The organism is Cronobacter sp. HA18006 (assembly GCF_011605445.1).
Lineage (GTDB): Bacteria > Pseudomonadota > Gammaproteobacteria > Enterobacterales > Enterobacteriaceae > Cronobacter > Cronobacter sakazakii.
The window spans coordinates 16,811-28,881 of the sequence record NZ_JAANQB010000004.1 but is presented as its reverse complement, the minus strand read 5'-3'; the positions used below and the strand labels follow the sequence as shown (position 1 = coordinate 28,881).

At 58.6% G+C, this 12,071-nt stretch carries 13 protein-coding genes and 1 riboswitch; of the genes, 7 read left to right on the top strand and 6 right to left on the bottom strand.

The genetic code is table 11. The features are described from left to right. Positions 1 to 396 precede the first annotated feature (396 nt). Both purH and purD read left to right on the top strand, forming a co-directional pair. Entirely contained in the window at positions 397 to 1,986 is a 1,590-nt protein-coding gene (gene purH, locus G9X48_RS01275; protein ID WP_012126003.1) for a bifunctional phosphoribosylaminoimidazolecarboxamide formyltransferase/IMP cyclohydrolase, read from the top strand. Between the two features lie 13 nt (positions 1,987 to 1,999). Then, positions 2,000 to 3,298 (top strand): phosphoribosylamine--glycine ligase, encoded by a 1,299-nt coding sequence (gene purD, locus G9X48_RS01270; RefSeq protein ID WP_069683295.1) that lies wholly within the window; start codon positions 2,000 to 2,002, stop codon positions 3,296 to 3,298. 65 nt (positions 3,299 to 3,363) lie between these two features. Here purD and G9X48_RS01265 read toward each other — a convergent pair whose 3' ends face one another. From G9X48_RS01265 to nudC, 6 genes are all read right to left on the bottom strand, one after another. After that, positions 3,364 to 4,056, bottom strand: a complete 693-nt coding sequence (locus G9X48_RS01265) for a DUF1481 domain-containing protein (RefSeq protein ID WP_171964893.1) — start codon at positions 4,054 to 4,056, stop codon at positions 3,364 to 3,366. An 11-nt stretch (positions 4,057 to 4,067) separates the two neighbouring features. After that, positions 4,068 to 4,340, bottom strand: coding sequence for a nucleoid-associated protein HU-alpha (hupA, locus tag G9X48_RS01260; protein ID WP_002884342.1), 273 nt, complete (start codon positions 4,338 to 4,340; stop codon positions 4,068 to 4,070). Between the two features lie 186 nt (positions 4,341 to 4,526). Continuing rightward, on the bottom strand, positions 4,527 to 5,117 hold the full coding sequence (locus G9X48_RS01255; protein WP_004388099.1) for a YjaG family protein: 591 nt from the start codon (positions 5,115 to 5,117) through the stop codon (positions 4,527 to 4,529). 43 nt (positions 5,118 to 5,160) lie between these two features. Further along, a complete protein-coding gene (gene nfi / locus G9X48_RS01250; protein ID WP_004388100.1) occupies positions 5,161 to 5,832 on the bottom strand; it encodes a deoxyribonuclease V in 672 nt (223 codons plus the stop codon). A 9-nt stretch (positions 5,833 to 5,841) separates the two neighbouring features. Further along, positions 5,842 to 6,906 (bottom strand): uroporphyrinogen decarboxylase, encoded by a 1,065-nt coding sequence (hemE, locus tag G9X48_RS01245; RefSeq protein WP_038878834.1) that lies wholly within the window; start codon positions 6,904 to 6,906, stop codon positions 5,842 to 5,844. Positions 6,907 to 6,947: 41 nt separating this feature from the next. After that, positions 6,948 to 7,721, bottom strand: coding sequence for an NAD(+) diphosphatase (gene nudC, locus G9X48_RS01240; protein ID WP_069683197.1), 774 nt, complete (start codon positions 7,719 to 7,721; stop codon positions 6,948 to 6,950). Positions 7,722 to 7,823: 102 nt separating this feature from the next. On the opposite strand from nudC, the gene G9X48_RS01235 reads away from it, so the two are divergent. The 5 genes from G9X48_RS01235 (at position 7,824) to thiS (ending at position 12,071) form a co-directional block, all read left to right on the top strand. After that, positions 7,824 to 8,327, top strand: a complete 504-nt coding sequence (locus G9X48_RS01235) for an Rsd/AlgQ family anti-sigma factor (RefSeq protein WP_004388102.1) — start codon at positions 7,824 to 7,826, stop codon at positions 8,325 to 8,327. A gap of 52 nt (positions 8,328 to 8,379) precedes the next feature. Continuing rightward, positions 8,380 to 8,489: riboswitch (TPP riboswitch) on the top strand. A gap of 116 nt (positions 8,490 to 8,605) precedes the next feature. Then, positions 8,606 to 10,507 carry a phosphomethylpyrimidine synthase ThiC gene (thiC, locus tag G9X48_RS01230; RefSeq protein ID WP_097641841.1) on the top strand — a complete coding sequence of 634 codons (1,902 nt, stop codon included), beginning with the start codon at positions 8,606 to 8,608 and terminating at the stop codon, positions 10,505 to 10,507. Then, a complete protein-coding gene (gene thiE, locus G9X48_RS01225) occupies positions 10,504 to 11,139 on the top strand; it encodes a thiamine phosphate synthase (RefSeq protein WP_097641840.1) in 636 nt (211 codons plus the stop codon). The genes thiC and thiE overlap by 4 nt, the downstream gene beginning before the upstream one ends. After that, a complete protein-coding gene (locus G9X48_RS01220; RefSeq protein WP_097641839.1) occupies positions 11,132 to 11,881 on the top strand; it encodes a HesA/MoeB/ThiF family protein in 750 nt (249 codons plus the stop codon). The genes thiE and G9X48_RS01220 overlap by 8 nt, the downstream gene beginning before the upstream one ends. Then, positions 11,871 to 12,071 (top strand): sulfur carrier protein ThiS, encoded by a 201-nt coding sequence (gene thiS, locus G9X48_RS01215; RefSeq protein WP_004388106.1) that lies wholly within the window; start codon positions 11,871 to 11,873, stop codon positions 12,069 to 12,071. Before G9X48_RS01220 ends, thiS begins: the two co-directional genes overlap by 11 nt.

Here is a 12,071-nt window from a genome sequence, read left to right as displayed (position 1 = left end):
GTGGCGTATATTACGCTTTCCTCTTTCAGAGTCAACCCTTAATTTCAGGATTTTTCTCTTCCCGACTCACCGTCGCTGTGGGATGTTTCTCATCAGCGCCGTGTCGATGGAGGCGCATTATAGGGAGTTCTCTTCGCGCCGCAATACCTAAATCGCAGAAAAATGACTGACTGCTGCATTCCCCAGCAAAACCCCGGTTTATACGCATTTGCGCACAGAGTTATCCACAGATAGCCTGCACGCCGAAAATTTGCGAGCGCCACGCAAACGTTTTCGCTACAATGCGGGCCTGTTAGCGCCACACGCTTTTTCAGGAGCGTGAGCTACATTTCAGTAAAAAATGGCTGGAATTTAGCTAACGCTCTTCTGTAATGATCAAATCCAGGGGATTTATACATGCAACAACCTCGTCCTGTACGCCGCGCTCTGCTCAGCGTTTCTGACAAAGCCGGTATCGTCGACTTCGCCCGCGCCCTCTCAACGCGTGGGGTTGAGCTCCTCTCCACGGGCGGCACGGCTCGTCTGCTGGCGGAAGCTGGCCTGCCGGTAACGGAAGTCTCCGATTACACGGGCTTTCCGGAAATGATGGACGGCCGCGTTAAAACCCTACACCCGAAAGTCCATGGCGGCATTCTGGGACGCCGCGGTCAGGACGACGACATCATGGCGCAGCATGCTATTTCCCCCATTGATATGGTCGTGGTGAACCTTTACCCGTTTGCACAGACGGTCGCGCGCGAAGGCTGCACGCTGGAAGACGCGGTTGAGAATATCGATATCGGCGGCCCGACGATGGTTCGCTCCGCCGCCAAGAACCATAAAGATGTCGCCATTGTGGTGAAGAGCAGTGACTACACCGCCATTATTGATGAGCTGGATGCGAATAACGGCTCGCTGACGTTTGATACGCGTTTCGATCTGGCGATCAAAGCTTTCGAACATACGGCCGCATATGACAGCATGATAGCCAACTACTTCGGCAGCCTGGTTCCTGCCTATCATGGCGAAACCACTGCCCCTGCTGGCCGCTTCCCGCGCACTCTCAACCTGAACTTTATCAAGAAGCAGGATATGCGTTACGGCGAGAACAGCCATCAGCAGGCTGCCTTCTATATAGAAGAAGAAATAAAAGAAGCGTCTGTCGCGACCGCCCGCCAGGTTCAGGGTAAAGCGCTCTCTTATAACAACATCGCCGATACCGACGCCGCGCTGGAGTGCGTGAAGGAATTCAGCGAACCGGCCTGCGTGATTGTGAAGCATGCCAACCCGTGCGGCGTTGCTGTCAGCAGCTCAATTCTCGACGCCTATGACCGCGCGTACAAAACCGACCCGACGTCCGCCTTTGGCGGCATTATCGCCTTTAACCGCGAGCTGGATGCCGAAACCGCGCAGGCGATCGTTTCCCGCCAGTTCGTTGAAGTCATCATTGCGCCGTCCGCCAGTGACGACGCCCTGAAAATCACCGCCGCGAAGCAAAACGTGCGCGTACTGGTGTGCGGCGAATGGCAGTCTCGCGTACCGGGCCTCGATTTCAAACGCGTTAACGGCGGCCTGCTGGTTCAGGACCGCGATCTGGGCATGGTGACCGAAGCCGATCTGCGTGTGGTCACAAAACGCCAGCCGACCGAACAGGAGCTGCGCGACGCGCTCTTCTGCTGGAAAGTGGCGAAGTTCGTTAAATCCAACGCGATTGTTTACGCGCGCGACAACATGACCATCGGTATTGGCGCAGGGCAGATGAGCCGCGTCTATTCCGCTAAAATCGCCGGTATCAAAGCAGGCGATGAAGGCCTTGAAGTCAAAGGCTCGGCGATGGCCTCCGACGCGTTCTTCCCGTTCCGCGACGGCATCGACGCCGCAGCGGCTGTGGGCATTACCTGTGTTATCCAGCCGGGCGGCTCGATTCGCGATGATGAAGTCATTGCCGCCGCCGACGAACACGGCATCGCCATGATCTTCACCGACATGCGCCATTTCCGCCATTAATCACGGAGCTACGATGAAAGTATTAGTTATTGGCAACGGCGGGCGCGAGCATGCGCTGGCCTGGAAAGCCGTCCAGTCGCCACTCGTTGAAACCGTTTTTGTGGCGCCAGGCAACGCCGGTACGGCGCTCGAGCCTGCGCTGCAAAACGTCGCTATCAGCCCGACGGATATCCCGGCGCTGCTGAGCTTTGCGCAGGCGGAAAATATCGATCTGACGATTGTCGGGCCGGAAGCGCCGCTGGTTATCGGCGTGGTGGACGCGTTTCGCGCCGCGGGCCTGAAAATTTTCGGGCCGACCAAAGGCGCGGCGCAGCTTGAAGGCTCGAAAGCCTTCACGAAAGATTTCCTGGCGCGTCATCGCATCCCGACGGCGGAATACCAGAACTTTACCGAGACCGAACCGGCGCTTGCCTATATTCGTGAAAAAGGCGCGCCGATTGTTATCAAGGCCGACGGCCTCGCGGCCGGTAAAGGCGTTATCGTGGCGATGACGCTTGCTGAAGCCGAAGCGGCCGTGCTCGATATGCTGGCGGGCAATGCGTTTGGCGACGCGGGCCACCGCATTGTTGTTGAAGAGTTTCTGGATGGCGAAGAGGCAAGCTTCATCGTCATGGTGGATGGCGAGCATGTTGAGCCGATGGCCACCAGCCAGGATCACAAACGCGTGGGCGATGGCGATACCGGCCTCAATACCGGCGGCATGGGGGCTTACTCTCCTGCCCCGGTCGTAACGGATGACGTTTTCCAGCGCACGATGGAACGCATCATATGGCCGACCGTGCGCGGCATGGCGGCAGAAGGCAACACCTATACCGGCTTTCTGTACGCGGGTCTGATGATCGACAAGCAGGGCAACCCGAAAGTTATCGAGTTCAACTGCCGCTTTGGCGACCCGGAAACGCAGCCGATCATGATGCGTTTGCAGTCCGATCTGGTCGAGCTTTGCCTGGCGGCCTGCGAGGGCAAACTCGATACGGTGAAATCACAGTGGGATCCGCGCCCGGCACTGGGCGTCGTCATGGCCGCAGGCGGCTATCCGGGCGATTACCGCACCGGCGATGTGATCCACGGTCTGCCGATTGAAGAGATCGCGAACGGTGACGGCAAAGTCTTTCATGCCGGCACGACGCTGCGCGACGACGACCGCGTCGTAACCAGCGGCGGGCGCGTGCTGTGCGTGACCGCGCTGGGCGACAGCGTTGCACAGGCGCAGGCGCGCGCTTACCGCTTAGCGGAAGATATTCACTGGGATGACTGCTTCTGCCGTAAGGATATCGGCTATCGCGCTATTGCACGCGAGCAGGAGAAATAAACGCCTGCACGCTACAAAGGCGTAAACGCAAAAGCGACGGTAAATCCGTCGCTTTTTTTATGGGCTCAGAAGCTGTCAGGCTTCGGCTGCCAGGCGCAAAAATCTTCATTTGCCACCAGTAACAGTTGCGTGCCTTCCGGTGCCTCCAGCCAGGCGGCGCTAACGCGCGCTTTCGCATGACGCTGACGTTCTGAAAGCCGCTCCTGCGCCCTTCTGTCGAACTCAGGCTGCACAATCTGACCTTCACAGGTCGTTATCGTGCCATCAGGGTTCCAGCGCCCCTGACGCAACACCACGCGCCCTGCGCGCAGCGCATCGCTGGTATTACGCATCTGCGTGGCGCGATATTGCCACAGCGCGACCTGATCGCTGGAAAGCTGCTGTTTCTGCCCGTTGACTTCACGCTGCATGAAGCTCAGCCCGCCGCGATCGTCAAAACGCACTTTGACCTGCTCAGGCTGTTTACCCTGAAGCTGGTAGTCCACGGAGGTCAGCGCATCGTTCTGCCAACGATAATCGCTCGTCGATGTCTTATCGCCAGACCAGGGGCTGAACGCCGCCAGCAGATGAACAGAGCCATCGTTATTGTCTTTACGCCACAGGCGCACGACACCGTCATCGGCCAGATAGCCGCTGGCGGTAAAAGGGGGAATTTCCGGGGTGGAACGACAGGCGGAGAGGAACAGCACGCCCGCCAGCGCCAGCATACGCCAGCCAAACAAAAGGGGCGATCTCGCCCCTTCGTTAAAACCTTTCACTGCCACGCGGTTTACTTAACAGCGTCTTTCAGTGCTTTGCCAGAAACGAATGCCGGCACGTTAGCTGCAGCGATTTTGATTTCTTTACCGGTCTGCGGGTTGCGGCCAGTACGCTCAGCGCGGTGGTTCACTTTGAAGGTACCGAAACCAACCAGCTGTACAGCATCGCCTTCTTTCAGAGACTCAGTAATCGCAGCCAGAGTGGATTCCAGAGCAGCTTTCGCTTGCGCTTTAGACAGGTCAGCCTTGTCTGCAATTACATCAATCAGTTGAGTCTTGTTCATAAGTTATCCTTACAATGTGTTTATCGCTTGCTAAGCATCGAGTGCGACGGAAATGCCTTGAAAGCACTCTCCTGCATACACGCACCGATAGCCACTTTTTTTCGCCTCCCAAATGTAGACCAGACGGGGGGCTAATTGGAAGCCTTCAGGTGAGACAAAACAGGCTGTAAATCACGTTTTGTTGTCTCATTGCTGCAAATTTATACCGATATTACTGGTTCCATCCTCACGCAGGTCTGCGCGCAGACCTTTTATCAGCTCAATATCGCGTTCTTCACAGGCAGCAAGCAATCGGAAAATTTCCCACTGAATATCCCATTCCTGCTCCACAGCCGGGTTTGCTTTCAGCTCATCGTCGGTCATTTCACGGCCCGCCTGAGTCATCTCCAGCATCGCCACGGTGGTGATGGATGTCTCGCTGACTTCAATCGCGTGCTCCAGCGTCTCGCCACTCAGGCGCGAATGCACCAGCTCACTCAACGCGACACAAGCGTCGATAGCCGGGTAAACGCCGTAGAGGTCATAATCTTCCGCCGCCGGAATCGCTTCTTCGAGCTTTTCGAGCTGGCTGTCGAAATTCACTTTGGCGTCTTTGACCGTCAGCGTCTCCCAGATGAGATCGAGAATACGGCGATAGAGCTGCGCATCGCCGAAACCGGTCTGCTGGCAGAACATGGCGTAGTTCGGGTACATCCGCTCGCAGAGCGAGGCCATGAACGTCACATGCTGCCAGGCTTCGAGCTTTTCCAGCCGCAGGTGAATAGGGTTTTGTAACATAGTGGTGTCTCACAAACCGAAAATTAGCGGCAGTGTACCTGAATCACCCCTGAATTTCCTGCCATCGTAGAAAGGCGGGACGACCGGACGCCACGGCATCTGCCCAGCGCGTCGGCTCCGGCAGCCGGTAGCCTTTCGTGCAACGCTGCACCCAGCCGAGCGCCGTATCGATGCTGACGCGATGCCCCGTCGAGACAAACAGCGGATTGCAGCGCGCTTTGCTGCGCCATACCCACGCCAGTTGTTCGCCTTTGTCCATCAGCGGTGAAACCGCGCCGGGCTCGTCGCTGAGCGGCTCAAACTTACCGCACAGCCGCTTTTTAGCGACGCCTATCGTCGGCACATCCACCAGCATCCCGAAGTGGCTCGCCACGCCGAGACGTCGCGGGTGCGAAATACCGTGCCCGTCGACAAACAGTAAATCCGGCTTTCTGGAGAGCATCTCCCAGGCCGTCAGCAGCGCCGGGTATTCACGAAACGACAGAAAGCCGGGGATATACGGCATGGTGGTGGGAATGCGCGCCACCTGGTACTCCAGCAGCTCCAGAGACGGATACTTCAGCAGCACCATCGCCGCTCGCGTCACTTCGCCGCCCTGCTCGAAACCGACATCCGCCCCACCGATTATCGTCGGCGGATCGACGTTCAACCGGTCCTCGCGGACCACATTAGATGCCAGTTCGATTTGTTGTGCGCGAAGCGTCGCGAGATCCATAGTTTCTCCTTACAGGTGATAAGGCGCCGATAAGCGGTGAACCGCCTCGACGAAGGCCCCCGCATGCTCAGGAGGCACATCCTGATGAATACCATGCCCCAGGTTGAACACATGGCCTTCACCATTGCCGAAACCAGCAAGTATAGACGCCACTTCTTCTTCGATACGGGCAGGCGACGCATAAAGCATGGACGGATCCATGTTGCCCTGCAGCGCGACCTTGTGGCCCACGCGACGGCGCGCGTCGGCGATATCGGTCGTCCAGTCGAGTCCGAGCGCGTCACAGCCGGTTTCCGCTATCGCTTCCAGCCACTGGCCGCCGCCTTTGGTGAACAGCGTTACCGGCACACGGCGGCCTTCGTTTTCGCGCAGCAGCCCGTCGACGATTTTATGCATGTAATACAGTGAGAACTGCTGGTAGTCGCGCCCGGTCAGCACGCCGCCCCAGGTATCGAAAATCATCACCGACTGGGCGCCCGCGCGGATCTGCGCGTTCAGATAGAGCGTGACGCTTTTCGCGAGCTTATCGAGCAGTAAATGCAGCGTCTGCGGCTCGGCATACATCATTTTCTTGATGACGGTAAACGCCTTGCTGCTGCCGCCTTCCACCATGTAAGTGGCGAGCGTCCAGGGGCTGCCGGAGAAGCCAATCAGCGGGACTTCGCCTTTCAGCTCGCGGCGGATGGTGCGCACCGCGTTCATCACATAGCCCAGTTCCTGTTCCGGGTCCGGCACCGGCAGTTTTTCTACGTCCGCTTTGCCGGTAATGGGCGATGTGAAGCGTGGGCCTTCGCCCGCTTCAAAATAGAGCCCCAGTCCCATCGCATCCGGAATCGTCAGAATGTCCGAAAAGAGGATCGCCGCATCAAGCGGATAGCGACGCAGCGGCTGTAGCGTCACTTCGCACGCCAGCTCGGCGTTTTTACAAAGCGACATAAAATCGCCCGCCTGCGCGCGGGTGGCCTTATATTCCGGCAGATAACGCCCAGCCTGTCTCATCATCCACACCGGCGTGACATCCACAGGCTGGCGTTGCAGGGCGCGCAGGTAACGATCGTTTTTCAGTTCGGTCATTTTTTCTTATTCCTCAAGCGACAGGCCGCTATTGTATCACGTCATTCATCGTCTGCCCGGCAGCGCGCCACCGTATCTTCTATCAGGCGGCGAGCCACGGTGCCTGGCGCTGGCAGCAGCGGCAGCTGGTCGTAGCGATACCAGCCCGCATCGATGAGTTCTTTGGTGTCTATCTGGATTTCACCGCTGTCATAATCCGCCGTAAACGCGGTCATCAGCGATTGCGGGAACGGCCAGGGCTGAGACGTCACATAGCGCAGGTTTTTGATGCGTATATTGCTCTCTTCCATAACCTCACGCGCTACCGCCTGTTCCAGCGTTTCGCCCACTTCGACAAACCCGGCCAGCACGGTGTAAACGCCGTTGCGGTGTCGCGTATGCTGCGCCAGCAGGATTTTATCGTCACGGCGGATAGCCACGATGATGCACGGCGCTATCTGCGGGTAGTAGCGCTCGCGGCAGTGGCCGCAGAGCATCGCCCACTCGGTTTTGCTCGGGTGCATCTCATGGCCGCAGTAGCCACAATATTTGTGCGAGCGGTAAAACTCGGCGAGCTGTACGCCCCGCCCCGCCAGTTGAAACAGCCCGGCGTCCTGGTCGATAAGCTGTCGCACCGAGGCCATGTCTTTTTCGCGCTTTTGCAGCACCAGCCAGACCGGCGCATCTTCCCAGAGACCAATTTGCAGCGCCTTTTCGCCCGTCAGACCAAAATCCGCGGCCCGGCCGTAAGGTAATTCTGCATTTGGCAGCCATAATTTCTGTTCATGGCTGACTATCCACCAGCCATGGTCTAAATTTTCTAGTGTACGTTCCATAATTGATTGCACTACCTCTGCTTCACTGGCACGTTATTAACATTGTTCTTACATATTTTGGGTCATTTGCGTTTTTACATCTTATATCTCATGGAGTCGATCATGCTAAACCAGCTAAAAAGTCTGACGGAACGCGTTGGTGGGAGTAATGAGTTAGTTGATCGTTGGCTTGCTGCCCGCAACCATCTGTTAGTCACCTATTACAAGATGGTCGGCATCAAACCCGGCAAGGAGCCGATGACTGCGCTTGATGAGCAGGCGCTGGACGATTTCTGTCACTGCCTGGTGGATTACCTCTCCGCCGGTCATTTCAATATTTACGAGCGCGTCATCAGCGAAATGGAAGGTACCAGCCCGCTGGTCGCCGCCACGCAAATCTATCCTCAGCTGGAATCCAACACCCAGCAAATCATGGATTTCTACGACACGCATCTGGAAAGCGCTATCGACCACGATAACTGCCTGGAGTTTCAGGAAGCGCTTTCCGGCATTGGCGAGGCGCTCGCCGCCCGCTTCGCGCTGGAAGATAAGCTCATTTTGCTGGCTTATGACAACAACCTCGGCGAAAGCGCCAATGACGAAACCGGCCTCGCCAAACCGGCTTGAGTTCGGCTGTATTAACGAGTAGTTTAAATATGTCCCCGCGATTTTAGCGGGGTTTATCTTGTCGGAGTGCCCAGTGCGACAGCACGGGCTGAGACCGTTAATTCGGGATCCGCGGAACCTGATCAGGTTAAGACCTGCGAAGGGAACAAGAGTAATTCCATTTTGCCCCGTTCAGGGCGCGGTTTCGCCCTGATGCCCTGTTGAGGGTGCCCGGGCGCACGCCATTACTCCTCCGTTGTTCTGACAAGCCACTTCCTGACCGTTAACTGGAATGCGCTATGTCTGTATCAAAAAAACCAGGCCGCCGCGAACAGCGCGCCGCCGCCCAACACTTTATCGACACGCTGGAAGGCACCGCTTTTCCCAACTCTCACCGCATCTATCTCACCGGTTCGCGTGAAGATATCCGCGTGCCAATGCGCGAAATCCGCCTGAGCCCGACGCTTGCGGGCGGCAGCAAAGAGAACCCGCGCTATGAGCCTAACGAGCCGGTGCCGGTGTATGACACCTCCGGCCCTTACGGCGATCCGGCGGTGCGCATCGACGTTCGCGAAGGGCTGGCTAAACTGCGCAGCGCCTGGATAGATGCGCGTAACGACACCGAAACCCTGGATTCCCTCAGCTCCGCCTATACCCGCGAGCGGCTCGTCGACGACGGGCTGGATGAGTTGCGCTTTCGCGGGCTGCTGACGCCAAAGCGCGCAAAAGCGGGCAAGCGCGTCACCCAGTTGCATTACGCGCGCCAGGGCATCGTGACGCCGGAGATGGAATTTATCGCCATCCGGGAAAACATGGGCCGCGAGCGTATTTGCACGGCGGTACTGCGCCAGCAGCATCCGGGCCACGGCTTTGGCGCGCGCCTGCCGGAGAACATTACGCCGGAGTTCGTGCGTGATGAAGTGGCCGCCGGGCGCGCCATTATTCCAGCCAACATCAATCACCCCGAATCGGAGCCGATGATTATCGGCCGTAACTTCCTGGTGAAGGTCAACGCCAATATCGGCAACTCGGCGGTGACGTCGTCTATCGAAGAGGAAGTCGAAAAACTGGTCTGGGCGACCCGCTGGGGCGCGGACACGGTGATGGATCTCTCCACCGGCCGCTACATTCACGAAACCCGCGAATGGATCCTGCGCAACAGCCCGGTGCCGATCGGTACGGTACCGATCTACCAGGCGCTGGAGAAAGCCAACGGGATCGCCGAAGATCTGAGCTGGGAGATGTTCCGCGACACGCTGCTTGAGCAGGCCGAACAGGGCGTCGATTACTTCACCATTCACGCGGGCGTGCTGCTGCGCTATGTGCCGATGACCGCAGGCCGCCTGACGGGCATCGTCTCGCGTGGCGGCTCGATCATGGCGAAATGGTGCCTGTCGCATCACCGTGAAAACTTCCTCTACGAGCATTTCCGCGAGATCTGCGAAATCTGCGCCGCCTATGACGTCTCGCTGTCGCTCGGCGACGGCCTGCGCCCCGGCTCCATTCAGGACGCCAACGACGAGGCGCAATTCGCCGAACTCCACACGCTCGGCGAACTGACGAAAATTGCGTGGGAATATGACGTCCAGGTCATGATCGAAGGCCCCGGCCACGTGCCGATGCAGATGATCCGCCGCAATATGACCGAGGAGCTGGAGCACTGCCACGAAGCGCCCTTCTACACGCTCGGGCCGCTCACGACCGATATCGCGCCCGGCTACGATCACTTCACCTCCGGGATCGGCGCGGCGATGATTGGCTGGTTCGGCTGCGCGATGCTCTGCTACGTGACGCCAAAAGAACACCTCGGCCTGCCGAATAAAGAAGATGTGAAGCAGGGGCTCATCACCTACAAAATTGCCGCCCACGCCGCCGATCTCGCCAAAGGGCATCCAGGGGCGCAGATCCGCGACAACGCCATGTCGAAAGCGCGCTTTGAATTCCGCTGGGAAGATCAGTTCAATCTGGCACTCGATCCGTTCACCGCCCGTGCCTATCACGACGAAACGCTGCCCCAGGAATCCGGCAAAGTCGCACATTTCTGCTCCATGTGCGGCCCGAAATTCTGTTCGATGAAAATCACCCAGGAGGTGCGCGACTACGCCGCGAAGCAGGCCATCGACGCGGGTATGACGGAGATGTCCCACCGCTTTCAGGCGCGCGGCGGCGATATTTATCTGCGCCAGGAGGAGGTGGAGTGATGACGCCTTTGTTCGCGCCCGTCCCGCACCGTCTCGGGCTCTATCCGGTTGTGGATAGCGTTGAGTGGGTCACACGTTTACTTGACGCTGGCGTGCGCACGCTGCAGCTGCGCATTAAAGATAAAACCGAGGCTGAGGCGGAAGCCGATGTCGCCGCCGCCATTGCGCTGGGGCAGCGCTACCACGCCCGGCTGTTTATCAACGACTACTGGCGTCTTGCGATAAAGCATCAGGCCTATGGCGTTCATCTCGGGCAGGAAGATCTGCAAACGGCCGACCCCGACGCCATCCGCCGCGCTGGCCTGCGGCTTGGCGTCTCCACGCATGATGATATGGAAATCGACGTGGCATTGGCGGTGCGCCCTTCTTATATCGCGCTCGGCCATGTTTTTCCCACGCAGACCAAACAGATGCCCTCCGCGCCGCAAGGGCTTGCACAACTGGCCGCGCATGTAAAAAGGCTCGGCGACTATCCGACGGTCGCCATCGGCGGCATCAGCCTTGAGCGCGCGCCCGCGGTGCTGGAAACCGGCGTCGGCAGTATCGCGGTGGTGAGCGCTATCACCCAGGCACCCGACTGGCGCGGTGCCACGCAACGGTTACTTGAACTGGCGGGGGTGGGCGATGAATGACGCCGATTTTATGCGCTACAGCCGCCAGTTGCTGCTGGAGGATATCGCCATCGACGGCCAGCAAAAACTGCTGGCAAGCCGCGTGTTGCTTGTCGGCCTCGGCGGTCTCGGCTCGCCCGCCGCGCTCTATCTGGCAGGCGCAGGCGTGGGCACGCTGTGGCTTGCCGATGACGACGCGGTGCACCTCAGCAATCTGCAGCGGCAAATCCTGTTTAACGTCAGTGATATCGAACAGCCGAAATCGCGCGTGGCGGCGCGTCGTTTACAGGCGCTCAACCCGGCCATCAACAGCGTGGCGCTGAATAAACGACTGGAAGGCGACACGCTGCGCGAAGCGGTGGCAAGCGTCGATCTGGTGCTGGATTGCAGCGATAACATGACTACACGCCAGGCCATCAACGCCGCCTGCGTGGCGCTTGGCACGCCGCTTATCACCGCCAGCGCGGTCGGCATGGGCGGGCAAATCGCCACCTTTACGCCACCTTTTGATTATGGCTGCTACCGCTGCCTGTGGCCGGACGACAGCGAGCCTGAGCGCAACTGCCGCACCGCTGGCGTGCTCGGCCCGGTAGTAGGGCTGATGGGAACAATGCAAGCGCTGGAAGCAATAAAACTGCTGTGCGGCATCACGCAAGAGCACGACGAGCTGCGCCTCTTCGACGCCCGCGCCAGCCAGTGGCGCACCCTGACGCTACAGCGTGCGCCGAGCTGCCCGGTTTGCGGAGGCAAGCATGCGCATTGAACTCAACGATGAAGCCATGCAGTGCGTCGAGGGAGTAAGCGCGGCGCAACTGCTGGCGCAGTTAAAACTCGACAGGCCCGGTACGGCGCTCGCGGTCAATCAGACCATTCTCCCGCGCAGCCAGTGGCCCGACTACACCCTGCAGGAAGGCGACAGCCTGCTGCTGTTTCAGGTTATCGCAGGAGGCTGA